The organism is Streptomyces sp. TLI_185, assembly GCF_003814765.1.
GTDB lineage: Bacteria > Actinomycetota > Actinomycetes > Streptomycetales > Streptomycetaceae > Streptomyces.
Genome location: NZ_RKRB01000001.1, coordinates 1,721,776 through 1,744,463, shown reverse-complemented (window position 1 = coordinate 1,744,463; position 22,688 = coordinate 1,721,776). Strand labels below are relative to the sequence as shown.

General features: G+C 70.6%; 20 protein-coding genes and 1 pseudogene. 5 read left to right on the top strand and 16 right to left on the bottom strand.

All coding sequences use genetic code 11. The features are described 5' to 3' along the window. Positions 1 to 3: 3 nt before the first annotated feature. Positions 4 to 1,719, top strand: a complete 1,716-nt coding sequence (locus EDD92_RS07810; protein WP_123963626.1) for a cation acetate symporter — start codon at positions 4 to 6, stop codon at positions 1,717 to 1,719. A 145-nt stretch (positions 1,720 to 1,864) separates the two neighbouring features. Then, a complete protein-coding gene (locus EDD92_RS07805; RefSeq protein WP_123963625.1) occupies positions 1,865 to 3,079 on the top strand; it encodes a sensor histidine kinase in 1,215 nt (404 codons plus the stop codon). Positions 3,080 to 3,100: 21 nt separating this feature from the next. Here the strand turns inward: EDD92_RS07805 and EDD92_RS07800 are convergent, their stop codons facing one another. The 7 genes from EDD92_RS07800 to EDD92_RS07770 form a co-directional block, all read right to left on the bottom strand. Continuing rightward, on the bottom strand, positions 3,101 to 3,271 hold the full coding sequence (locus EDD92_RS07800) for a hypothetical protein (RefSeq protein ID WP_030928253.1): 171 nt from the start codon (positions 3,269 to 3,271) through the stop codon (positions 3,101 to 3,103). A 13-nt stretch (positions 3,272 to 3,284) separates the two neighbouring features. Beyond that, on the bottom strand, positions 3,285 to 5,123 hold the full coding sequence (locus tag EDD92_RS07795; protein WP_123963624.1) for a serine/threonine-protein kinase: 1,839 nt from the start codon (positions 5,121 to 5,123) through the stop codon (positions 3,285 to 3,287). A 28-nt stretch (positions 5,124 to 5,151) separates the two neighbouring features. Beyond that, positions 5,152 to 6,609 (bottom strand): DUF6777 domain-containing protein, encoded by a 1,458-nt coding sequence (locus tag EDD92_RS07790; RefSeq protein WP_311736812.1) that lies wholly within the window; start codon positions 6,607 to 6,609, stop codon positions 5,152 to 5,154. An 85-nt stretch (positions 6,610 to 6,694) separates the two neighbouring features. Next, positions 6,695 to 7,645: a cytochrome c oxidase assembly protein gene (locus tag EDD92_RS07785; protein ID WP_123963622.1), complete on the bottom strand. Its 951-nt coding sequence runs from the start codon at positions 7,643 to 7,645 to the stop codon at positions 6,695 to 6,697. Between the two features lie 120 nt (positions 7,646 to 7,765). Continuing rightward, positions 7,766 to 8,791: a 6-phosphofructokinase gene (locus tag EDD92_RS07780; RefSeq protein WP_030928260.1), complete on the bottom strand. Its 1,026-nt coding sequence runs from the start codon at positions 8,789 to 8,791 to the stop codon at positions 7,766 to 7,768. 180 nt (positions 8,792 to 8,971) lie between these two features. Next, on the bottom strand, positions 8,972 to 9,700 hold the full coding sequence (locus EDD92_RS07775; protein WP_123963621.1) for a type 1 glutamine amidotransferase: 729 nt from the start codon (positions 9,698 to 9,700) through the stop codon (positions 8,972 to 8,974). Between the two features lie 14 nt (positions 9,701 to 9,714). Next, on the bottom strand, positions 9,715 to 10,953 hold the full coding sequence (locus tag EDD92_RS07770) for a MurT ligase domain-containing protein (protein WP_030928265.1): 1,239 nt from the start codon (positions 10,951 to 10,953) through the stop codon (positions 9,715 to 9,717). A gap of 113 nt (positions 10,954 to 11,066) precedes the next feature. On the opposite strand from EDD92_RS07770, the gene def reads away from it, so the two are divergent. Continuing rightward, entirely contained in the window at positions 11,067 to 11,606 is a 540-nt protein-coding gene (gene def / locus EDD92_RS07765) for a peptide deformylase (protein ID WP_185123959.1), read from the top strand. 90 nt (positions 11,607 to 11,696) lie between these two features. Here def and EDD92_RS07760 read toward each other — a convergent pair whose 3' ends face one another. Continuing rightward, entirely contained in the window at positions 11,697 to 12,341 is a 645-nt protein-coding gene (locus EDD92_RS07760; RefSeq protein ID WP_099927154.1) for a TetR family transcriptional regulator, read from the bottom strand. Positions 12,342 to 12,511: 170 nt separating this feature from the next. Here EDD92_RS07760 and EDD92_RS07755 point away from each other — a divergent pair, with 170 nt between their 5' ends. Further along, positions 12,512 to 13,738 carry an acyl-CoA dehydrogenase family protein gene (locus EDD92_RS07755; protein WP_123963620.1) on the top strand — a complete coding sequence of 409 codons (1,227 nt, stop codon included), beginning with the start codon at positions 12,512 to 12,514 and terminating at the stop codon, positions 13,736 to 13,738. A gap of 276 nt (positions 13,739 to 14,014) precedes the next feature. Here the strand turns inward: EDD92_RS07755 and EDD92_RS07750 are convergent, their stop codons facing one another. From EDD92_RS07750 to EDD92_RS07740, 3 genes and pseudogenes are all read right to left on the bottom strand, one after another. After that, positions 14,015 to 14,536, bottom strand: coding sequence for a cupin domain-containing protein (locus tag EDD92_RS07750; protein WP_123963619.1), 522 nt, complete (start codon positions 14,534 to 14,536; stop codon positions 14,015 to 14,017). Positions 14,537 to 14,543: 7 nt separating this feature from the next. Further along, positions 14,544 to 15,758 (bottom strand): cytochrome P450, encoded by a 1,215-nt coding sequence (locus EDD92_RS07745; RefSeq protein WP_123963618.1) that lies wholly within the window; start codon positions 15,756 to 15,758, stop codon positions 14,544 to 14,546. Between the two features lie 7 nt (positions 15,759 to 15,765). Then, positions 15,766 to 16,842: pseudogene (locus tag EDD92_RS07740) on the bottom strand (type III polyketide synthase); the annotation flags it as partial. Between the two features lie 171 nt (positions 16,843 to 17,013). On the opposite strand from EDD92_RS07740, the gene EDD92_RS07735 reads away from it, so the two are divergent. Then, on the top strand, positions 17,014 to 17,676 hold the full coding sequence (locus EDD92_RS07735; protein WP_123963616.1) for a transcriptional regulator: 663 nt from the start codon (positions 17,014 to 17,016) through the stop codon (positions 17,674 to 17,676). Positions 17,677 to 17,766: 90 nt separating this feature from the next. Here EDD92_RS07735 and EDD92_RS07730 read toward each other — a convergent pair whose 3' ends face one another. The 5 genes from EDD92_RS07730 to EDD92_RS07710 all read right to left on the bottom strand — a co-directional run bounded on the left by EDD92_RS07730 (position 17,767) and on the right by EDD92_RS07710 (position 22,672). Further along, positions 17,767 to 18,003 carry a DUF6213 family protein gene (locus EDD92_RS07730; protein WP_123963615.1) on the bottom strand — a complete coding sequence of 79 codons (237 nt, stop codon included), beginning with the start codon at positions 18,001 to 18,003 and terminating at the stop codon, positions 17,767 to 17,769. 25 nt (positions 18,004 to 18,028) lie between these two features. Further along, positions 18,029 to 19,423, bottom strand: coding sequence for an NADP-dependent succinic semialdehyde dehydrogenase (locus EDD92_RS07725; RefSeq protein WP_123963614.1), 1,395 nt, complete (start codon positions 19,421 to 19,423; stop codon positions 18,029 to 18,031). Between the two features lie 177 nt (positions 19,424 to 19,600). Next, positions 19,601 to 20,074, bottom strand: coding sequence for an NUDIX domain-containing protein (locus EDD92_RS07720; protein ID WP_123963613.1), 474 nt, complete (start codon positions 20,072 to 20,074; stop codon positions 19,601 to 19,603). Next, positions 20,071 to 21,609 carry an ATP-dependent DNA ligase gene (locus EDD92_RS07715; protein WP_123963612.1) on the bottom strand — a complete coding sequence of 513 codons (1,539 nt, stop codon included), beginning with the start codon at positions 21,607 to 21,609 and terminating at the stop codon, positions 20,071 to 20,073. Before EDD92_RS07715 ends, EDD92_RS07720 begins: the two co-directional genes overlap by 4 nt. 127 nt (positions 21,610 to 21,736) lie before the next feature. Then, complete coding sequence (locus tag EDD92_RS07710) at positions 21,737 to 22,672, bottom strand: NAD(P)/FAD-dependent oxidoreductase (protein WP_123963611.1); 936 nt, start codon at positions 22,670 to 22,672, stop codon at positions 21,737 to 21,739. Between the last annotated feature and the right edge of the window lie 16 nt (positions 22,673 to 22,688).

Here is a 22,688-nt window from a genome sequence, read left to right as displayed (position 1 = left end):
GCGATGAACTCCAGTTATGCCGTCCCCGCCGTCGCCCTCGTCGTCGTGGCAACCGTCCTGGTCGGCGCCTTCGGGCTGCGCATCTCCCGCACCACCTCCGACTTCTACGTCGCCTCCCGCACCGTCGGCCCCCGCCTCAACGCGGCCGCCATCAGCGGCGAGTACCTCTCCGCCGCCTCCTTCCTGGGCATCGCGGGCCTGGTCCTGGTGCAGGGCCCCGACATGCTGTGGTACCCGGTCGGTTACACCGCCGGCTATCTGGTCCTGCTGCTCTTCGTCGCCGCCCCGCTGCGCCGCTCCGGGGCCTATACGCTGCCCGACTTCGCCGAGGCCCGGCTGGCCTCGTATGCGGTACGGCGGCTGGCCGGGGCGTTCGTCGTCGGGGTCGGCTGGCTGTATCTGCTGCCCCAACTGCAGGGTGCCGGGCTGACGTTGACGGTGCTGACCGGTGCGCCCGACTCGCTCGGCGGGCTGATCGTGGCCGTCGTCGTGGTCGCCACCGTTGCCGCCGGCGGGATGCGCAGCATCACCTTCGTGCAGGCCTTCCAGTACTGGCTCAAGCTCACCGCCCTGCTGGTGCCCGCCCTGTTCCTGGTCCTGGCCTGGCAGGGTGACGGCGCGCCTCGCCATGCCTTCGAGGAGCCGGCGACCTTCCGTGAGCAGCGCGTCGTACGCGTCGAGGACAGCCTCGACCTGAAACTGGACCGGCCGCTGACCGTCACCGTGACCGGCACGGTCGACGGCCGCACCCACGACGGCCGGCGGATCCAACTCCCCGCCGGCACCCACCACATCGAGCGGGGCGCCCGGCTGACCTTCGCCAAGGGCACCACCGTCCCGACCGCCGACCGCGGCACCAACGGCGGCATGTCGACCTCGCTGGCCGCGAGCCGCGAGGAACGCCCGCTGTACGCCACGTACGGGCTGATCCTCGCCACCTTCCTCGGCACCATGGGCCTGCCGCACGTGGTCGTCCGCTTCTACACCAGCCCGCACGGCGTCGCCGCCCGCCGCACCACCGTGGCCGTGCTCGGCCTGATCGGCGCCTTCTACCTGCTGCCGCCCCTGTACGGAGCTCTCGGCCGGCTCTACACCCCCGAACTCACCCTCACCGGCGACGCGGACGCCACCGTCCTGCTGCTGCCCGACCGCATGATCGGCGGCGTGGGCGGCGACCTGCTGGGCGCGCTGGTGGCGGGCGGCGCCTTCGCCGCGTTCCTGTCCACGGCGTCCGGACTGACCATGGCCGTGGCCGGGGTGCTCACCCAGGACGTCCTGCCGACGCGCGGTGTACGGCACTTCCGGCTCGGCACGGTGCTCTCCATGGCCGTACCGCTCGCTGCCAGCGTCATCGTCGGCGGGCTTCCGGTCGCCGACGCCGTCGGGCTGGCCTTCGCCGTGTCCGCGTCGTCCTTCTGCCCGCTGCTCGTCCTCGGCATCTGGTGGCGCAGGCTGACCCCGCCCGGCGCGGCCGCAGGCATGCTGATCGGGGGCGGTTCGGCGTTCGTGGCGGTGGCCGCCACGATGGCGGGCTTCCCGGGCACGGGCCCGCTGCACGCTTTACTGGCCTGGCCCGCCCTCTGGTCGGTGCCGCTGGGCTTCCTCACCATGGTGCTGGTGTCCCTGGCCACCCCGGGCCGGGTGCCGACGGGGACCGAGGCGATCCTGGCGAGGTTCCATCTGCCGGAGGCGCTGAGCGCTCCCGTGAGAGCGCAATGATGTCTCTGCGGCCGGTGGGGGCTGGTCGCGCCCGCGCGGCGGAGCCGCACATCGGCAGTGACATCAGCCGCTGCCGCGGCGGGGCCCCGCGCCCCTGCGGGGCGCGGTACAGCACCGGACAAGCTCTGCGCGCGGAGGTGAAGGCATGAGCGGATTCCTCGCCGGACTGTGCGTGGCCGTCCTGCCGCTGCTGGCCGCCGGGTTCTGGCTCGGCCGGCGCACGGCCCGCCCCGAGAGCCTCGGCGATCTCGGCACCCCCGTCGAGCACGCCACCTTCCAGACCCTGCACACCGCCTCCCTGGCCGCGCCCCCGCTGCGGGCCGGGCTGACGGAGGAGACCGCCCGCAAGTCCGCCCGCCGGCTGCGCACCCTCCTCGGCACGGACGCCCTGTGCCTGACGGACCAGAAGGAGGTCCTGGTCTGGGACGGCGTGGGCGACCACCACCGCGGCGAGATCATGGAACGCCTCGCCGGACCGCTGGAGACAGGCCGCGGCGAGGCCTTCCGCCTCAAGTGCCCCGACCCGGACTGCCAGGTGCGCTGGGCGGTCGTCGCCCCCCTCACTGTCGACGACCGCGTGCACGGCGCCCTGGTGGCCTGCGCACCCCGCGAGTCCGCCGTCCTCGTCCGGGCCGCAGGCGAGGTCGCCCGCTGGGTGAGCGTCCAGCTGGAGCTGGCGGATCTCGACCAGTCCCGCACCCGTCTGATCGAGGCCGAGATCAAGGCGCTGAGGGCCCAGATCTCCCCGCACTTCATCTTCAACTCGCTCGCGGTGATAGCGAGCTTCGTCCGCACCGACCCCGAGCGCGCCCGCGAACTCCTCCTGGAATTCGCCGACTTCACCCGCTACTCGTTCCGCAGGCACGGCGACTTCACCACCCTCGCCGACGAACTCCACGCCATCGACCACTACTTGGCGCTGGTGCGGGCACGCTTCGGCGACCGCCTCTCCGTCACCCTGCAGATCGCCCCCGAGGTCCTGCCGGTCACCCTGCCCTTCCTGTGCCTGCAGCCGCTCGTCGAGAACGCCGTCAAGCACGGTCTGGAGGGCAAGGCGGCGCCCGTCGGCAAGAGCCACATCAGCATCACCGCGCAGGACGCCGGTGCCGAGGCCCTGGTCGTCATCGAGGACGACGGCGCCGGAATGGACCCCGGCCTGCTGCGCCGCATCCTCGCCGGCGAGATCAGTCCCTCGGGCGGCATCGGACTGTCCAACGTCGACGACCGGCTGCGCCAGGTCTACGGCGACGACTACGGGCTCGTCATCGAGACCGCCGTGGGAGCGGGCATGAAGATCACCGCCCGGCTGCCGAAATACCAGCCGGGGGTGCACTCGGCCGGGCGGCTGAGCGAGGAATGAGCGGCACCTGGTGCGGATGCGTCATGTGCTGCGGGAGGCGACCATCCCGAGGGTGAGCAGACCCAGCACGACCCAGCCGAACCACAGCCAGCCGTTGGAGCCGAGAGCCACCGTGTAGGCGGTCACCACGACGAGGCCGCCCACCGTGATCGCACCCATTGCCTTCGTAGAACCGTCCGTAGAACCGGGCATCGCAACACCCTCCTCAGGATTCGTCCCCCTCCATGGTGCCCCCGTTCTGCTTCCGGACGGTGCAGACGACGAAATGCGTGCCCGACTTCCAGGCGCCCTGGCTGCTCCAGGAGCCCGAGGTGTAGAGCGACGGGTCGAAGCCGTAGTCCCGCGGCGGCACGTCCTTCGCACAGGCCGCATCCGACTGCGTACGGGCCTCGGTGAGCGTGACGTCCCTGGCCAGCCGGGTGAAACCGAGCACCTGCTCGTCGTGCGGCCCGCTGCAGGACACCAGCCGGGCGGCCCGGTCGGAGCGGGTCTGCAGACAGTCACGGCGCTGCATGTTCGCCGTGTCGATGAAGTCCGAGCCGACCTTGCGCCGATCGCCGAGCGGCCCGTACACCGGCCCGTGCGCGCCCAGTACCACACAGGCGGTGCGCCGTCCCGCGGCCTCGAACCCCGCCCCGGTCGGTACGACGGCGACGCTGCGGACGTCCGCCAGCCGCTCCCGGATCTCCTGCGTCCGCTCCTCGCACCGGGCCGGCCCCAGACTGCGCGCCTCGTCCGCGGACGCGGCCGCCACGAACGCCATCACCTGCCCGTCGGGAGCCTTGTCCCGGCAGGACGGATCCGGCGTCAGCCGCGGCACCCCCTGGAAACGGTCGCCCGGCCAGTCGGCGAGCACGCACTCCCCGTCCTTGAGGGGCACGGAAAGCCCCACGGCCGAACCGTACGGCGAGGCCGCGTCGCCGCCGCTCTTCTGGTGCGCCATGGCGTACCAGACCCCTCCCAGGGCCAGCACCAGACCGAGCGAGGCGGCGAGGACCGCCCGCAGCGCCCGCGGGAGCTCGCGGCGACGGTGGGCGGGACCGGACACGGACGCGACGACCGGCCCGAAGCCGTCCGTCCCGGGCCCGGGCGGATAAGGGGCGGGCGCGGCTGCCGCCCCGGCCCAGGGCGGCTGCGAACCCAGGTCGGTCTGCGTACGGGCGTATGCCTCGGCCTGCGGCGTGACGATCCGCGACAGCGCCGCCTCGGCCTCCGTCGCGGACGGCCGCCGTCCCGGATCCTTCACCAGCAACGCCTGCAGTACGGGCCCCAGCGCACCGGCGCGCACGGCCGGACGCGGCTCCTCCATGACCACCGCGGTGACCTCGGCGAGGTGCGACTCGCGCTCGAAGGGGCCGTGGCCCTCGACACCGTGGTAGAGCGTGCAGCCCAGCGAGAACAGGTCGGCGGCCGGGGTCGGCGGCCCGCCCGTGGCGCGCTCCGGCGCCAGATAGCCCGACGTGCCCACCAGCACGGACGCCAGCGTGTACCGGGTCTCGCCGGCGTCCGGCTGCACCGAGATGCCGTAGTCGGTGAGCAGGATGCGCCCGTACGGCGCACCGGAGCGGTCCGGCGCGAGCAGGATGTTCGCCGGTTTCACGTCCCGGTGCATGACGCCCCGTTCGTGTCCGGCGGTCAGCGCGTCCAGCACGGCCAGCCCGATGCGGGCGCACTCCGCGGGCGCGAGGGAGCCGCGCGTCTCGACCAGCTTCTTGAGGTCGACGGCGCCCGTCACGTACTCCATGACGATCCAGGGCAGCCCCTCGTGCTCCAGCACGTCGTGCACCGTCACCACATGCGGATGGCCGCGCAGTCCCGCCGCGTGCCGGGCCTCGGCGCGCGCCCGCGCGACCCGGGCCTCCCGCTCGTCGCCGGTCGGGTCCGGGTCCCGGAACACGATCTCCTTGAGCGCGACCTCGCAGGCGAGTCTCTGGTCGTGGGCGAGCCACACATGGCCCATGCCACCGCTGCCGAGCCGGTTCAGCAGCAGATAACGGCCGGCGATGATCCGGCCCACTCCCGACGCAGGTGATCCTGAATGCATCCGGTGACTCCCGGGTTCTGCGGAGGCGCTACGTGATCGCGATCGAGGCGGGCCCGGCGCTTGCGGGCTCACTCGTGGCCGGTGCGCTGCTCGCCGGCCCGCTGGTGGCCGGAGCGCTCGTGGTGACCGGGTTGCTGGGTGGGGGAGCGCTGGTCGTCACCGGTTTGCTCGGTGGGGGAGCGCTGGTCGTCACCGGTTTGCTCGGTGGGGGAGCGCTGCTGGTGACCGGGGCGCCGGTCGCGGGCGCACTGGTCGTCGTCGACGGCGAACTCGGCGGTGCGCTCGACGGGGGCGCCTTGGAACTGGGCGGCGCGCTCGACGGGGGCGCCTTGGAACTGGGCGGCGCGCTCGACGGGGGCGCCTTGGAACTGGGCGGTGCGCTCGACGTCGGCGCCGAGGACGACGGCCCGGGGCCGCTGCTCGACGGCGCCGACGGCGACGACGGAGGCGCTGATGAGGACCGGGACGACGGCGGCTGCGACGCCGACGCTGTGGACGGCCCGGACGTCGAGGGCGGCGGGGGAGTGGTCGGCCCGTGGGACGTCTCCTCGGCGACGCTCAGCGTCACGTACGCCCCGAACCCCAACCGGCTCCCGGCCGGCGGGTCCGAGGCCGTCACCCGCGCGTCGTCGGGCGGTCGCGCCTTCCCGTCGTACCCGCCCGCGAGCCCAGCCTCGGCCAGCCGTCGGTTCGCGTCCCCGAACGTCGTCCCGGCGAGCCGGGGCACCGCGCGTTCCTTGCGCGTGTCGAAGGTCTTGTCGTGCGTCCCCGTCGTGCCGACCGGCCGGTCGATGCCCAGGGCGGGATCGCCGACGTCGACCAGAGCGAGTCGCTGCATTTTCCGGGGCGCCGGCTGCACGGCGACCACGGCGGAACGCTCAAATCCCCGCCACTTCTTGTTCCCGCCCTCGAACTTGACCGAAATCCTGTTCGTGTCACCCGTGAAGGGGCGCAGCGGATTTCCGCACGAGCACTTCACAGCCGGAAGTCCCTGTTCATCGACGAGAACGGCGATTCCTGCCTCAAGCAGGGAGTTGAAGGGAACAGCCTTTCCCTTCTTGTAGTCGTGATTCTGCACGAGCGTGTCGTGACGCAGGAGAACTGGAGTGAGCCGGTCCAGGTATCCCGGAATCTCATCCGTGGTGATGTTCAGCGCAGTCGCCCACGCCTGCGACTTCTGATGGTTCCTGGGGTCCGTGAGGAATGCCTTGAGCTGCTTGACGTCGCAGATGGTCGGTTTCCTCGTGCCCCCGTACAGCCCGGGCGTGTCCCCCTGCTGCAGACTCCCCTGCACCGCCTGCGGCCTGACCGCGGCGTCATGACCCAGCCCGATGCCCTCGTCGAAGAAAGGCGCGAGAGAGGGAACTCCCGCGGCCACCGCCTTCACGACGAGCAACGGCGAACTTCGATCACAACCGCTGAGTGCCAGTACGAAAACGAGCAGGACGGCGATCCTGTGAATCGCCGATTTCCCGGCTCCTTGCATAAATGCGCGAAGTGTCATCACCGCTCCCCCCGGCGGTTCCCCCAATGCACTTCATGCTACTGAATGCTGCCGAATGGCGAAGCCTTCAACGCCCGCGTGCGTTCAATGAGGCCAAATAGGCGTTGTATGCCTCGAGTTCCTTGTCGCCGTCGCGGTCGGCGGCCCGGTCCTTGCGCCGGGCCTGCCGCTGCTCGGAGCCGTACCACTGGAACAGCAGGGCGATCAGCACCAGCACGGAGGGAATCTCGCTGAACGCCCACGCGATGCCGCCTGCCGCGGTCTGGTCGGAGAGCGCCTCGATGCCGAGTGAGGCGGGCGGGTTCTTGAACGTCTCCACCATCGGCGTCGACGCCATCATCAGGGCGATGCCGAAGAACGCGTGGAACGGCATGCCCGCGAACAGCTCCAGCATCCGCATCAGATAACCCGGCCGCTGCGGCCCGGGATCCACCCCGATGATCGGCCAGAAGAACACGACACCCACGGCGAGGAAGTGCACCATCATCGCGATGTGCCCCGTCTTGGAGCCCATCAGGAAGTCGAAGATCGGTGTGAAGTACAGCGCGTACAGGCTCGCGATGAACAGCGGAATGGTGAACGCGGGATGCGTGATGATCCGCATGTACCGGCTGTGCAGCAGCATCAGCAGCAGCTCGCGGGGCCCCTTGCGGCCCTTGCCGGCGGTCGGCAGTGCGCGCAGGGCGAGCGTGACGGGGGCGCCGAGCAGGATCAGGATCGGCGACAGCATGCTGATGATCATGTGCTGCACCATGTGCACGCTGAACATGACCATGCCGTAGTCGTTGAGCTTCGTGCACATCACGAGCCCGATGGTCAGCACACCGAGGACGAACGACACGGTCCGCGCCGCCGACCACTTGTCACCGCGTCGCCGCAGCCGCACCACGCCGTACGCGTACAGCCCGAGCCCCACCAGGCAGGCCACGAGGAAGAACGGGTCCGCCGACCACTGAAGACCCCGCCCCAGCGTGAACGGCGGCAGATCCATGGTCATGCCGTGCCCGCTGTGATCCATCCAACGGCTCCTGATTCGTGGGGGTTGTGCGCTGTCTGTCCGGACCCAGAGTAGAACCGCCCCCGGCCGCTGCTGCGGCCGGGGGCGGACTCTTCAATTCCGTACGAGATCACATGCGCACTACAGGACGCACTCCGCCTCGTCGTACCGCTCCTCGGGAACCGTCTTGAGGGTCTCGACAGCGTCCGCCAGCGACACCATCACGATGTCGGTCCCCCGAAGGGCCGTCATCTTGCCGAACTCCCCCCGGTGCACCGCCTCCACGGCGTGCCAGCCGAAGCGGGTGGCGAGCACACGGTCGTACGCGGTCGGCGTGCCGCCCCGCTGGACGTGCCCCAGGATGACCGGCCGCGCCTCCTTGCCGAGGCGTTCCTCCAGCTCGATGGAGAGCTGGCGGGCGATCCCGGCGAAGCGCTCGTGGCCGTAGATGTCCTTGCCGCCCTCGTCGAACTCCATGGACCCGGCCTTGGGCTTGGCACCCTCCGCCGCCACGACGATCGCGAAGCGCTTGCCCGCCTCGAACCGCTCTCCGACCCGCCTGGCCAACTCCTCGATGTCGAAGGGCCGTTCGGGGACGACGATGGCGTGCGCGCCGGCCGCCATGCCGGAGTGCAGCGCGATCCAGCCGGTGTGCCGGCCCATGACCTCCACGACCAGGACCCGCTGGTGGGACTCGGCGGTGGTCTTCAGCCGGTCCAGCGCCTCGGTCGCCACACCCACGGCCGTGTCGAAGCCGAAGGTGACGTCCGTGACCGCGATGTCGTTGTCGATGGTCTTCGGGACGCCGACGATCGGCAGCCCGCTGTCGTACATCAGCCGGGCAGCCTTCAGCGTGCCCTCACCGCCGATGGGGATGATCGCGTCGAGGCCGAGCTCCTCGACATGGCCCTTGGCCCGCTCCACCCCGTCGCGCAGGTGCGAGGGCTGGACCCGGGAGGAGCCGAGGATGGTGCCGCCGCGGGCCAGGATGCCGCCCACCGCGTCGAGGTCGAGCTTGAGGTAGTCGCACTCCAGGAGGCCTTTCCAGCCGTCCCGGAAGCCGATGACCTCGTCGCCGTGGTCGACGACGGCGCGGTGCACGACGGACCGGATGACGGCGTTCAGGCCGGGGCAGTCGCCGCCGGACGTGAGGACACCAATGCGCATAGCCCGAAAGAACCTTCTCAACGTGGGCCGGGACCGGACCACGTCGTCCGGCACGAACCCCGCCACCCTAGCGGCAGGAGGGGGCGGGGCAGCAGCATGCGTCCGCCTGCTGGACGACTCCGCTCACCTGTGCGGACGGGGCGTCAGACGGGCTGGTTGAGCCGACCTTGCATCCAGGTGTCAGGCAGGCTGCTGGGCTGCTGCGATGCGCTCGTTGCGCAGCGCCTCGTACCAGCGGTCGTCGGTCGGGGGCAGCGCGTTCACGTCGAGCGCCAGCTTCAGCAGCAGGTCGGCGATCAGCGGGTTCCGGGCCAGCACGGGGCCGTGCATGTACGTACCGAAGACCGTGTCGTTGTACGCGCCCTCCGTGCCGTCACCCGTGCCGTTGCCGTTGCCCAGCTTGACCTGGGCGAACGGGCGGGCCGTCGGGCCGAGGTGGGTGACGCCCTGGTGGTTCTCGAAGCCGGTCAGCGGGGGCAGGCCGAGACGCGGGTCGATGTCGCCGAGCACGTCACCGACGCAGCGGTCGCCCTCACCGCGTACCGAGACCACGTCCAGCAGCCCGAGGCCGGGCTCGCGCTGGCCGAGGTCGTTGATGAACTCGTGGCCGAGGATCTGGTAGCCGGCGCAGACCGAGAAGACGATCGCGCCGTTCTCCACGGCTCGGTGCAGTCCGCCGTCCCGGCGCAGCCGCTCGGCCGCGAGCCGCTGCGGACGGTCCTCGCCGCCGCCGATCAGGTAGATGTCACCGGAGGTCGGGATCGCCTGGTCGCTGCGCACGTCGAGGCGCGCCACGTCGAGGCCGCGCTGCCGGGCCCGGCGCTCCACGACGAGAACGTTGCCCTGGTCGCCGTACGTGCTGAGCAGGTCGGGGTAGATCCAGACGACCCGCAGTTGGTTGTCGCTCACAAAAATCCCCTGTGTCAGTTGCCGACGCGGCGGCGCAGGTCCTGGAAGGCGGTGTAGTTGGCGATGACCTCGATCCGGCCCGGCGGGCTCATCTGCACCGCCTGGTCGAGGTCGTCGCAGACCTGGAAGTGCTGGTTCGCGACCTCCAGACGCACCGCGAGGTCCAGCTTGCGGTCGCCGATCACACAGATCGGGTGGCCGGTCAGACGCGTGTAGTCGACGTCCCACAGCCAGGAGGTGTCGGTGCCGTCGGCGCCGCGCGCGTTCACGGAGAGGATCACCGGGGTGGGCGGAGGATCGATCAGGCTGAACGTTTCGAGCCAGCCCGCCGGGTTCTTCGCCAGCAGCAGCCTCAGGTCGCGCTGCTGGAACTGCACCACGTCGTAGCGTCCGGCGACGGCCTGCACCTGGTACATGCGTTCCAGGGCGACCTGCGGCGGCACACCGAAGACGGCGGCCACGGCGGCGGAGCTGGCGGCGTTCGCCTTGTTGGCGCGGCCGGGCAGCTGGAGGTGGATGGGCCACGCAGACCCGTGCGGGTCGAGCACGTGATCCCCGGAGAGCGCCCAGCTCGGCGTCGGTCGGCGGAAGCCACACTCACCGCAGAACCAGTCGTCGCCCGGGCGCTGCATCACACCACCGCAGGAAGGGCAGGACCAGGCGTCGTCCTTCCACATCTGCCCGGCGGCGACCCAGATCACATTGGGGGAGGAGGACGCGGCCCACACCACCAGCGGGTCGTCGGCGTTGGCGACGATGACCGCCTTCGACCCGGCCAGCCCCTCACGCCAGTTCTCCGCGAGCATGCGGGTCTCCGCGGCGCGGTCGAGCTGGTCGCGGGAGAGGTTCAGCAGGGCGATGCACTTCGGGTCGGTGTCCCGGGCGACCCCGGCGAGGTACTTCTCGTCGACCTCGATGACGCCGAACCGGGCGTCCGAGCTGCCCGCGAGGGCCGAGGTGATGCCGGCCGGCATGTTGGCGCCGAGCGCGTTGGAGACGACCGGGCCCGCGGCGCGCAGCGCCTCGGCGATCAGCCGGGTGGTCGTGGTCTTGCCGTTGGTCGCCGAGACCAGGGTGACGTCCAGGTTCTGGGCGAGCCGCGCGAGGAGGTCGGGGTCGAGCTTGAGCGCCACCCGGCCACCGATCACCGAACCGCTCCCGCGCCCCGCGGCGCGCGATGCCGCCGCGACCGCCTTGCCCGCGGTCACGGCCAGCTTGGCCCGCGGCGTGAGCGGGTCCGAGTTGCCTGCCATGAGTTCTCGATCCTCCTTGCGTACGCGCCGCGCCTCTGCCTGACGGCAACGTGGTGTGGACCTCAGCCTATCGAGATCCATTCACAGTCCCGAACCGCCGTACCCTGACGGCCATGCGAAACAGCTCCATTCCGGGCGCCCGAGGGCGCGTCCGGCCCCTCACCCTGCTCGGGGACCCGCTCCTGCACACCTCGTGCGAGGAGGTCACCGACTTCGGCCCCGGACTCGCAGCTCTCGTGGAGAACCTGTTCGCGACGATGTATGCGGCGCAGGGCGTCGGTCTGGCAGCGAACCAGATCGGTGAGTCCTTGCGCGTGTTCGTGTACGACTGCCCCGACGACGAGGACGTCCGTCACGTCGGCCACGTGGTGAACCCCCGACTCGTCGAGAAGGACGGCGTGGTGATCCGGGGCCCGGAGGGCTGCCTGTCCCTACCGGGCCTGGAGGCGGGGACAGAGCGCTACGACCATGCGGTGGTGGAGGGCTTCACGCTCACCGGCGAGCCGATCACCGTCCATGGGACGGGCTTCTTCGCCCGATGTCTGCAACACGAGTGCGACCACTTGGAGGGCAGGGTCTACGCGGACCACTTGACGGGTTGGCGCCATCGTCGGCTGATGCGACAAGTGGGGCGCTCTTCCTGGCGCCGGTGAGGTTCTTCAGGGGCGCGGGGCTGTATCGATTTGCGGCTCCGCCGCGTGGGCGCGACCAGCCCCCACCGGCCCGCAGCCGAAGAACAACCGTCAAAACCCAGGACCGCCTATCTTGTCGCCGGCGGCAGCCAACCGCCCCCACAGCAGGTCGGCAAGACTCCGCACCAACTCCGCCCGAGAACAAGGCCGTTCCCCCAGCCACCAGTCCCCGGCGGCATGCATCATCCCGACTATCCCGTGCCCCCACACCCGAGCCAGCTGCTGACCCCCCGGCCCGAGATCCAGCCGGTCCTCGATGACCTGCGCCAACTCCTCGCCCATACGCCGAAGCAGCGGAATCGAATGCTTGCCGACGTCGAAACCCTGCTCCCCGCCCGGGCTGCCCTCCGCCGGATGCATCAGGAACCGGTACACCTGCGGACGTGCCTCGATCGCCGCGAGGTAGGTGTCGAGGGTGGCCTCGACCCGCTCACGGCGGTCCGCCGGGGCGTCCAGCGCCGCCCGGAGCGAGTTCAGCAGCGCGTCGGTGTGCCGCTTCGCCAACGCGGCGTACAGTCCGCTCTTGTCGCCGAAGTGCCGGTACAGGATCGGCTTGGTGATGCCGGCCTCCGCGGCGATGGCGTTCATCGAGGCCTGCGGTCCGTCGCGCAGCACCACTCTGTCGGCGGCCTCCAGCAGCTCGCGCCGACGTCGGTCGGCGGACCGCTGCTGCTCGGTCCGCTGTGTGGTGTCCATGAGCTCTCCCCACCCGTGCTGAATCGGTGACGCCTGCGCAAACTAACACTCAACATGGCCCTTGCATCGAACAGGCTGCCGAGCGTCATCAGGAGTTGACATTCCTACCCGCGGGTAACAAACTAGGGTTACCGCTAGTAACATGAAAGTACGCCTTCGCTGGAGGGGACATGGCCGAGTTCACCATGGAGCTCAACGACGAACAGAAGGAGGTCCGGGACTGGCTGCACGGCTTCGCCGCCGACGTCATCCGCCCTGCGGCCGCCGAATGGGACGAGCGTGAGGAGACTCCCTGGCCGGTCATCCAGGAGGCCGCGAAGGTAGGCATCTACTCCCTCGACTTCTACGCCCAGCAGTACTTCGACCCCACCGGCCTGGGCATTCCGATGGCCATGGAGGAGCTGTTCTGGGGCGACGCGGGCATCGCCCTGTCGATCGTAGGCACCGGTCTGGCCGCCGTGGGCGTTCTCGCCAACGGAACCGAGGAACAGATCGGCACCTGGATCCCGCAGATGTACGGCGACGCGAACGATGTCAAGGTCGCAGCGTTCTGCTCCTCCGAGCCCGACGCCGGGTCCGACGTGGCCTCCATGCGCACGCGAGCCGTGTACGACGAGGCCAAGGACGAGTGGGTCCTCAACGGCACCAAGACCTGGGCGACCAACGGCGGCATCGCCAACGTCCACGTCGTGGTCGCGGTCGTCGACCCGGAGCTCGGCTCCAAGGGCCACGCCTCCTTCATCATCCCGCCGAACACGCCGGGCCTGTCCCAGGGGCAGAAGTTCAAGAAGCACGGCATCCGCGCCTCGCACACCGCCGAGGTCGTCCTGGAGAACGTCCGCGTCCCCGGCACCTGCCTCCTCGGCGGCAAGGAGAAGCTCGACGAGCGCCTCGCCCGGGCCCGGGAGCGGGCGAAGGCGGGCGGTGAGCGTGTGAAGAACGCGGCGATGGCCACGTTCGAGGCGTCCCGCCCGGCCGTCGGCGCGATGGCGGTCGGCACCGCCCGGGCGGCGTACGAGGTCGCTCTCGACTACGCGAAGACGCGTGAGCAGTTCGGCCGCCCGATCATCGACAACCAGGGTGTCGCCTTCCAGCTCGCGGACATGCGCACGTCCATCGACGCCGCCCGGCTGCTGGTGTGGCGTGCCTCGTGGATGGCGGTCAACGGCAAGCAGTTCACGGCCGCCGAGGGTTCCATGTCGAAGCTGTTCGCGAGCGAGACCGCGAAGAAGGTCACCGCGCAGGCGGTGCAGATCCTGGGCGGCAACGGCTACACCCGGGAGTACCCGGTGGAGCGGATGCACCGTGACGCCGCGATCTACACGATCTTCGAGGGTACGAGCGAGATCCAGCGCCTGGTGATCGCGCGCACGCTGTCCGGGATGCCGATCCGGTAGCGCTGCCGGTGCTGTCCACGAGCTCTCGGCCGACACCGGCCGGGGGCTCGCGGCCTGTGCGGCTACGGCACCCACCGGTGCAGACAGGTAAGGCAGATCACCCCGCCGCGATCACCGCCAGCACGGCGAAGTACCTTGCCTCCCCACTACGCCCGGCGGTGCGAGCTCGTCCTTCGCCTCCGCATCCCCCGACAGCGACCTCCAGCGGTGCGACACCCCGCCCGTGCACGACGGGCGGGGTGGGCGGGGTGGGCGAGGGACCGGAGCCCGGAGCGCTCAGCGGTGTCGCAGGGGCGTCAGCTGCTCGATGTCGTAGCGTCTGCGCAGTTCTTCGATGGCCTGGTGATCCGGCGGTCCCCCCGACCCCAGGATCTCCAGCAGCTCCTCGAAGTAGCGCTCGTGGTCCGGGGGCGGGGACGCCTGGAAGAACAGCTTCGCCGGGGTGTCCGTCGGGTTGGCGAACGCGTGCGGGCAGCCCGGTGGTACGACGATGACCGTGCCGGGGGTTGCCCGGACCACGCGGCTGCCCGAACTCGACTCCCAGCGCTGCCAGTTGTCGGGGGTCCGTACCCTCGGCTCGAAGGCGAGGACGTCCAGTTCGCCTTCGAGCACGTAGAACAACTCCTCGCTGCGCGTGTGCACATGGGCGCCCACGTCGAAGCCGGGCGGTACCTCCACCTCGAAGGTGGACGCCGTGCGCGAGTGCGTGCCGGTCACCTTGAACGTCACGCGCTGGGCCGGCGTCTCCACGACCCGGCCGTGGCCCGGCGGTACCAGCAGGCCCTCCGTCGCCGTCACCGGCCGCTCACCACGTGACCGGCAGCGCTTCGGGACCGCGGATCAACGCCCCCTTCTTGAACGGCACTTGGCCGGGCGGTACGGCGAGCTTCAGGCCCGGGATCCGGTCCAGCAGCGCGTCCACCAGCAGCTCGGACTCCAGCCTCGCGAGCATGTTGCCGGGGCAGAAGTGCGGGCCGAAACCGAACGACACATGGGGGTTCGGTGCGCGGGTGAAGTCGATCGTCTCCGGGTCCGGGAAGACGTCCGGGTCGCGGTTCGCGGCCAGGTAGGAGACGTAGACCGGGTCGCCCGCGCGGATCCGTACACCTCTGATCTCCACGTCCTGCATCGCGATGCGCGAGAGACCGACCGCGTTGCGGTGCGGGATGTAACGCAGCAACTCGTCGATGGCCTGGGGGCGGATCTCCGGCTCTGAACGCAGCCGCTCGGCCAGGTCCGGGCGGGTCAGCAGGAGATAGAACATCTGGCCGCTGTTGTTGGTGACCGCCTCGCCGCCGATCTGCAGGAGCACGGCAAGGCCCACCGCCTCCTCCAGAGTGATCTCGTCACGGCCTACGGCGGCACCGAGCAGGGACGTCACGTCCTCGCCGGAGCTGCCCTCCCGGAGCCCGATGAGGTCGGCGAAGTAGGCACCCATCTCGTTCTTGGCCTTCTCGCTGACCTTCGCGCCGTGCGAGGAGGACAGGATCAGCTGGGTCCAGGTGTGCATGCCGTGCCGGTCGGCGGCCGGGACGCCCATCAGCTCGCAGATCACCGCGATGGGGAAGGGGATGAGCACGGTCTCGGTGAGGTCCGCCGGCGGGCCGTCCTGCAACAGCTCGTCGACCAGTTCGTCCAGCAGCCGCCGGGACCGGTCCCGCACCCGCTCCACGCCCTTCGCCGTGAACGCGGCGGCCACCGAGCGGCGCAGCCGGGTGTGGTCCGGCGGATCGAGGAAACCGACCGCGCCGCGCTGCGGGATGAAGTGCGGAGCGAGCCGGGTGACCGGCTGGTCCATGACCGCCTCACGGCTGAAGCGGGGGTCGTTGGTCACCATGCGGACGTCGTCGTAGCGCGTGACCAGCCAGGCCCAGCCCTCGCCGTTGGGCAGCTGGATGCGGGTGACGGGGCCCTCACGCATCAGCTCGGCCAGCACCGGGTCGAAGTCGACGCCGGTCAGGTCGAGGGCCGGCCAGTGCCGGACCGGGGGGAGGGTCTCGGTGAGGGTTTCTTCACTCATGCCGTACTCACGCCGTCCTGTCGTCGGGGCTGTGCCAGCGGCCCAGCGCCATCTCCGCGGTGATGCCGGGGCCGAACCCGGCGAGCAGCCCGCGCGCCCGGTGCTTCGCTCCGCCCTCGTCGAACATCCGGCGCAGCGCGTCGAGGACGACGGCGCTGGCGATGTTGCCGTACTCGGTGAGCGTGGCCCGGCTGAAGCGGAACGCGTGCGGGTCGACCTGCAGAAACTTGCTGAGGTCGTCGAGAATGCGCGGGCCGCCGGCGTGGATGATGTAGAAGTCCAGGTCGGAGGCGTCCCAGTCGTGCAGACCTGCCAGCTCCTGCAGCGCCGGCGCGAGCGGCTCCATGGTGCCCGGCACCCGCTTGTCCAGCAGGAAGTGGAACCCGGTGGCCCGGACGTCGTACATGATCCACTCTTCGGTCTTGGGGATCAGGTACGAGCCGTTGCGCACCAGCTCGACGCCCTCGCCGCCCTGTCCGCGCACCACCGCGGCGGCGATCCCGTCGCCGAACAGACCGTTGGAGAGCAGGGACCCGACGCCCAGGTCGGTGGGCTGGTAGCACAGCGAGCAGAACTCGCAGGCCACGATCAGCGCATTGGCGTCGGGGTAGGCGGAGCAGAAGTCGTGCGCCCGGTTGATCGCGGCTCCGCCCGCGGCACAACCGAGCTGGGCTATGGGTATCTGGCGGGTGGTGCTGTCGAAGCCCATCTCGTTGATCAGCCAGGCCGTGAGCGAGGGCATCATGAAGCCCGTGCACGACACGTAGATGATCACGTCGATGTCCTTGGTGAGGAGCTCCGCGTCGTCGAGCGCGCGCTGTATGACGGCGGGGACCCGGGCCTTCGCCTCGGCCTGGTAGACCTTGTTGCGCTCCTCGAAACCGGGATGCTTCAGCGTCTCTTCGATCGGCTGCACGATGTGCCGGGTGCGAACGCCGGTGTTCTCGATCAGCCGGAGGACCAGCGGCAGCTGCGGATGGTCGGCGTGGCGGGAGCGCGCAAGCTCCAGCGTCTCCTCCATCGTGATCACGTGCTCTGGGACGGACACCGAGGGTCTGCACAAAGTCGCCATGAACCGTCCTGCTTTCGCCGTCCGGAAGGCTTTCGGCCCCCGGGTCGAAAAGGGTTCACCTCTGGGGGTGGTTCACCCACGATCACCCGACGAGGCGACGATCTCGCGCCGGACTACTCCGTATCGGGGACCCCGTGCCAAGGTCGAAGCAGGAGCCCCGCATCCGATCCCATGGAGGACGCAATGACGCGTACGGCCACGGAACTGCTGGAGACGACCACCGCGAAGCTCGCCCCGGATCCGCAGGCCAACCCTCTCGTCCCCCTCATCGCCCGGGGCGAGGCCTCCCGCGACACCCTCGCCACGCTGGCTCTGGAACAGCGCTGGGTGATCCCGGCGGACCGCCTTGCGTTCCTCCATCTGGCCCAACGCGCCACGGAGGAACCGGAGGCCGCCGACTTCTTCGAAATGCTTGCCGACGGCGAGGCGCTGGCAGGCGAACGGCTGCAGCCGTTCGCGGCAGCGTGCGGCATCGACGAGGCGAAGACGAGCGCCTACGAGTCGCTACCGGGCTGCCAGGCCTATCCGTCGTACGTCGCCTGGCTCGCCCTCAACGCCACCCCGACCGACGCGGTCCTGGCCATCACCGCCAACTTCTCGGCGTGGGGCGGCTATTGCGCAACCATCGCCGAGTCCCTGCGCGTCCACTACGACTTCACGGACGAGGCCTGCGCGTTCTTCGACTTCTTCGCCCAACCGGCCCCCGCACTGGACCGGAGGGCGACGGCGGCAGTCCAGGCGGGCCTGGACACGGGATTCTTGAACGAGGACCTCGCGCAGGCGTACGGCCGCCTGCTCCAGAGCTACGAGTCATTGTTCTGGTCAACTTTGCTGCAACTGGCCTAGAAGGGGCGCGGGGCTGTGTCTATCTGCGGCTCCGCCGCGTGGGCGCGACAAGCCACAACGAACCCGCACCCGGCCCCGAACCGCAAACCCCTACGGCGCACTCCCGCTGCTATGGGCAATACACGCCACATCAATCCGATCGGCCAACTTGGCCAGCTCAATGGTCAACGCAGCCACCGTGTCCTCGTCGAGCCCCGCCTCCCCGGCCTCGACAAGGTGCAGCCACCGTCCACCCACCGTCCGCAACAACTTGCTCACATCGGCCGCAGCCACCTGCAAGGTCCCGCGGTCATCGACGATCAGAGGCAGAGTCACTTCGCGGTTCACAACCGGGATGTTAGCCGCGCAGCCCTCACGCACCGTGCCAAACCGTCGTGATGTTGCAGAACTCCCGGATTCCGTGCCCGGACAGCTCACGCCCGTAACCGGACCGCTTGACCCCGCCGAACGGGAACGCCGGATGGGAGGCCGTCATCCCGTTGACGTACACGGCGCCCGCCTCAAGATCCCGTACGAAGCGGTCCACCTCCGCCTCGTCCCGCGTCCACACGTTCGAACTCAGCCCGAACGGCGAATCGTTGGCGATGAGCACGGCCTCGTCGAGACCGGACGCGCGATACAGCGTGGCGACGGGTCCGAAGGCCTCCTCGCGGTGGATGCGCATCTCGCGGGTGATGCCGGTGAGCACGGTCGGCGGGTAGTACCAGCCGGGCAGCTCGGGCCGGCGCAGCCGATGGCCGCCGCACAGCACCTCCGCCCCGCTCCGCCGCGCGTCGTCGACCAGTTCCTCCAGGTCGTCCCGCCCCTGCTCGCTCGACAGCGGCCCGACGTCCGTGTCCTCCTCCATCGGGTCGCCGACCTTGAGCGCCTTCATGCCCTCGACGAAGCGTTCCGCGAAGGCGTCGTAGACGTCCGTGTGCACGATGAACCGCTTGGCGGCGATGCACGACTGCCCGTTGTTCTGCACGCGCGCGGTGACCGCGATCTGTGCGGCCCGGTCGAGGTCGGCGGACGGCATGACGACGTACGGGTCGCTGCCGCCCAGCTCAAGGACCGTCTTCTTGACCATGTCCCCGGCGGTGGACGCCACCGCCCGTCCGGCGGGCTCGCTGCCGGTGAGGGTGGCCGCCTTGACGCGTTCGTCGCGCAGGATGTCGTCGACGGCGCCGGAGCCGATGAGCAGGGTCTGGAAGCAGCCCTCCGGGTAGCCCGCCTGGTGGAACAGGTCCTCCAGGAAGAGCGCGGTCTGCGGGACGTTCGAGGCGTGCTTGAGCAGGCCCACGTTGCCCGCCATCAGCGCGGGCGCCGCGAACCGGATCACCTGCCACAGCGGGAAGTTCCACGGCATCACTGCAAGGACAGGGCCGAGCGGCCGGTAGCGGACCAGGACGCGGGAGGCGCCCGAGTCCTTCACGTCGGACTCCGACGGCTCCTCGTCCGCAAGGAGCTCCTCCGCGTGGTCGGCGTACCAGCGCATCGCCTTGGCACACTTGGCGGCCTCCGCACGCGCCTGCTTGATCGGCTTGCCCATCTCGGTGGTCATGACGCGGCCGATGTCCTGCTGGATCTCGTCGAGGAGAGCGGCGGCCCTGTTCATGAGGCGGGCGCGTTCGGCGAAGGGCGTCGCCCGGTACGTGCGGAACGTCGCCTCCGCGAGCTGGAGCCGGCGCTCGAGCTCCTCCTCGCCCATGGCCTCGTACGTCTTGAGCGTCTCGCCGTTCGCCGGGTTCACCGTCGCGATGGGCATGGCTGACCTCCTGGGGGCGGGCTTGGTTCGACCTTCCCGCGCGCTGCCGGTGACCGCAACGCGTGGGCGGCTGTGTGGTTATTCCTCTGTGCGGTATTCAGGTTCGCCGCGCGATGTCCGCGCCGGCCACCCTGTCGACCTGCTTTTCTGCTGGGGTCCGGGGGTTCTCCCCCGGAATCATGCAGTCTCCGAGTGCTCCGCCAGCCGGTCGAGAAACGCGGCCTGCGCCTTGACGATCACATCCCGGGCGCGGTCGAGCCCGAACCACTCCACCCGGTCCAGCTCGGGGAACTCCCGGGTCTGCCCGGACCTCGGCGGCCACTCCATCCGGAACGTGCCGGGGACGATCGTCGCCGGGTCGAGGTCGGCCTCGACCGCCCACGCGGTGACGGTCTTGCCGCCCGTCTGCCGGACCTCGCCCAGCGCCACCGCCTCGCCGTCGGGCGGCTCAAGGCCGAGCTCCTCCTGGAACTCGCGGCGGGCGGCGTCCCAGGCCGTCTCCTCCTCGGGCTCGTACTCGCCCTTCGGGACGGTCCACGCGCCGGCGTCCCGCTTGGCGAAGAACGGGCCGCCCATGTGGCCGAGCAGGACCTCCAGGCCGCCACCGGTGTGCCGGAACAACAGCAGGCCGGCGCTGCGCCTGCCGCTCATGGCTTCACCTCCGGGTGCGCGGCGAGCAGCGTCTCGACCGTGTCCGCCTCCTCCGGGCGCTTGTCCTCGCGGTAGCGGACCACGCGGGCGAAGCGGAGGGTGACGCCGGCCGGGTAGCGGGTGGACTTCTGCAGGCCGTCGTAGGCGATCTCGACGACGAGTTCGGGGCGTACGGTCACCACGTAGCCGTTGGTGTCCGTGGCCAGCTCCTGCAGGCGTTCGGTCTGCCAGGTGAGCATCGCGTCGGTCATGCCCTTGAAGGTCTTGCCGAGCATCGCGAACGAGCCGTCGGGGTTGCGGGCTCCGAGGTGGAGGTTGGAGAGCTTGCCGGTGCGCCGGCCGTGGCCCCACTCGGCAGCCAGCACCACCAGGTCGAGCGTGTGCACGGGCTTGACCTTCAGCCAGGACGCGCCGCGCCGGCCCGCGCTGTACGCGGCGTCGAGACCCTTCACGACGACGCCCTCGTGGCCGCGCTCCAAAGTGGCGGTGAGGAAGCGCTCCGCCTCGGAGACGTCCTGCGGGCCGGACACCAAGGCACGCCGGACCCGCATCGGCTCGGGGACCAGCCGGGCCAGCTCGGCGTGCCGCTCGGCGAAGGGCAGATCGAGCAGGTCGCGGTCGTCGACGGACAGCGCGTCGAAGAAGACGGGGGAGACGGGGACCGTCTCGGCGGCCGTCGCCACGTCCACGCGCGAGCCGACGCGCCCGGCCGTCTCCTGGAAGGACCGGGGCCGCCCGTCCTTGCCGAAGGAGATCACCTCGCCGTCCAGGATGAACCGGCGGCCCTTCAACTCCATTGCGGCGGCGGTGAGTTCGGGCAGTCGGTCGGTGATGTCGTCGAGGGTGCGGGTGTAGATCCGCACGCTGTCGCCGTCCCGGTGGACCTGCACCCGGATGCCGTCCAGCTTCTCCTCGACCGCGCACGCACCGAGCTTGTCGACCGCCTCGGCCACCGAGGAGGCGCTGTGCGCCAGCATCGGCAGGACCGGGCGGCCTACGGTGAGCCGGAAGCGGTCCAGGGCCGCCGGCCCGTCGGCGAGCAGCGCCTGCGCCACCGTCTGCAGGGAGCCCGCGAGCATCACCGCCCGGCGTACGTCCGCGGGCGGCGCCCCGGTGGCCTGCGCCAGGCCCTCGACGGCGACGGCGTCCAGGGCACCCTGCCGCACCTCACCGGTGAGCAGCCCTAGCAGGAACCGCTGCTCGTCCTCGGTGGCCGCACCCATCAACTCCCCGACCAGGCGCGCCCGTTCGGCCTGCGAGCCGGCACCCGAGACCTTGCCGAGCTCGCCGAGGAGGGCGTCCACCTCCCGCACGGTGAGGGTGGGTTCGGCCGCCGGGGCGACCGGGCGGCTGAGCACCTTCCAGCCGACGCCGAGCCGCCCCTGAGGCAGCCGTCCCGCCAGATACGGGATCACGATCGGCACGTCGTCCGCCTCGGCGTCCCGGAACAGCTCGGCGAGCAGAGCGATCTTCCGGGACCGCGCCGAGGTGGCGGCGACCTCCTGGGAGACTTGGGCCAGGCGGGCTAGCAGCATGCTTGCCATGGTGCAGCGCGCTCCGCTGGGTTTCACCTGGACGACAGGGTTTGTGTGTCGGCTGCGGGCCGGTGGGGGTTTGTCGCGCCTGCGCGGCGGAGCCGCATATCGACACGGGCCCGCGCCCCTAGGAGGTTGCGTCCAGGGCGGTCATCAGTAGCTCCCCGTTGATCGTTGCCCCTGCCCGGTAGCCGCCTGCCGCCGCGTTTATGACCTGCTCTGCGAAGCCCATCGCGTTGCCTGCGCACCACAGACCGGGCACGGTCGTCAGACCCGTCTCGTCGACCACGGGGTACGCGCCGAACGGCGTCTCGCGCAGTTCCGCGCCCAGCCGCTCCAGCAGATCCGTCTGCGGGATCGGCCGGGGCGCGGTGAAGACGACCTCGCGGGCGTGCGTCGTGCCGTCCGCGAGGCGTACTCCGGTGAGCCGGTCGTCCTCCACCACCAGCTCCACGACCTCGCCGGGTACCACCTTCACCCCGGCCGCCGCGAGGCGTCGCAGATCGTCGTCCGACAGCTCGGACTCCGCGACCGTGTGCAGGAAGAGCGTCACGTCCTTCGACCACTGGGACACCATCAGGGCCTGGTGGACGCTCAGCGGGGTCGTGGCCAGCACGCCGAAGGCCTGGTCGCGGACCTCCCAGCCGTGGCAGTACGGGCAGTGCAGCACGTCCCGGCCGAAGCGCTCGGCCACGCGCGGCACCGCCGGGAGCTCGTCCCGCAGGCCCGTGGCGATCACGAGCCGCCGTGCGCGCACGGTCCGGCCGCCGGCGAGGACGACCGTGAATTCCTCGCCCTTCGTGACGTCCACGGCCCGGTCGCGGACCAGTTCCACGCCGTAGCGCGCGATCTCCTCCCGGCCGATTGCCAGGAACTCGGCGGGTGGCATGCCGTCCCGCGAGAGAAAGCCGTGCATATGGGCGGCGGGCGCGTTGCGCGGTTCGCCCGCGTCGACGACGAGCGTGCGGCGCCGGGCCCGGCCCAGGACCAGCGCCGCGGAGAGCCCCGCAGCGCCGCCTCCGACGACGATCACTTCGTACTGCTCGGTGTGCTTCTCGGTCATGGGTGACCACCTCCAC

What these genes read in the sequence shown, in the direction of transcription:
- EDD92_RS07790 (WP_311736812.1), bottom strand. Translation starts at nt 6,609, where the DNA reads ATGCAAGGAGCCGGGAAATCGGCGATTCACAGGATCGCCGTCCTGCTC.
- EDD92_RS07735 (WP_123963616.1), top strand. Translation starts at nt 17,014, where the DNA reads ATGACGCGTACGGCCACGGAACTGCTGGAGACGACCACCGCGAAGCTC.
- EDD92_RS07810 (WP_123963626.1), top strand. Translation starts at nt 4, where the DNA reads ATGAACTCCAGTTATGCCGTCCCCGCCGTCGCCCTCGTCGTCGTGGCA.
- EDD92_RS07795 (WP_123963624.1), bottom strand. Translation starts at nt 5,123, where the DNA reads ATGCATTCAGGATCACCTGCGTCGGGAGTGGGCCGGATCATCGCCGGC.
- EDD92_RS07760 (WP_099927154.1), bottom strand. Translation starts at nt 12,341, where the DNA reads ATGGACACCACACAGCGGACCGAGCAGCAGCGGTCCGCCGACCGACGT.
- EDD92_RS07715 (WP_123963612.1), bottom strand. Translation starts at nt 21,609, where the DNA reads ATGCTGCTAGCCCGCCTGGCCCAAGTCTCCCAGGAGGTCGCCGCCACC.
- EDD92_RS07710 (WP_123963611.1), bottom strand. Translation starts at nt 22,672, where the DNA reads ATGACCGAGAAGCACACCGAGCAGTACGAAGTGATCGTCGTCGGAGGC.
- EDD92_RS07800 (WP_030928253.1), bottom strand. Translation starts at nt 3,271, where the DNA reads ATGCCCGGTTCTACGGACGGTTCTACGAAGGCAATGGGTGCGATCACG.
- EDD92_RS07720 (WP_123963613.1), bottom strand. Translation starts at nt 20,074, where the DNA reads ATGAGCGGCAGGCGCAGCGCCGGCCTGCTGTTGTTCCGGCACACCGGT.
- EDD92_RS07780 (WP_030928260.1), bottom strand. Translation starts at nt 8,791, where the DNA reads ATGCGCATTGGTGTCCTCACGTCCGGCGGCGACTGCCCCGGCCTGAAC.
- EDD92_RS07755 (WP_123963620.1), top strand. Translation starts at nt 12,512, where the DNA reads ATGGCCGAGTTCACCATGGAGCTCAACGACGAACAGAAGGAGGTCCGG.
- EDD92_RS07770 (WP_030928265.1), bottom strand. Translation starts at nt 10,953, where the DNA reads ATGGCAGGCAACTCGGACCCGCTCACGCCGCGGGCCAAGCTGGCCGTG.
- EDD92_RS07785 (WP_123963622.1), bottom strand. Translation starts at nt 7,645, where the DNA reads ATGGATCACAGCGGGCACGGCATGACCATGGATCTGCCGCCGTTCACG.
- EDD92_RS07725 (WP_123963614.1), bottom strand. Translation starts at nt 19,423, where the DNA reads ATGCCCATCGCGACGGTGAACCCGGCGAACGGCGAGACGCTCAAGACG.
- EDD92_RS07805 (WP_123963625.1), top strand. Translation starts at nt 1,865, where the DNA reads ATGAGCGGATTCCTCGCCGGACTGTGCGTGGCCGTCCTGCCGCTGCTG.
- def (WP_185123959.1), top strand. Translation starts at nt 11,067, where the DNA reads ATGCGAAACAGCTCCATTCCGGGCGCCCGAGGGCGCGTCCGGCCCCTC.
- EDD92_RS07745 (WP_123963618.1), bottom strand. Translation starts at nt 15,758, where the DNA reads ATGAGTGAAGAAACCCTCACCGAGACCCTCCCCCCGGTCCGGCACTGG.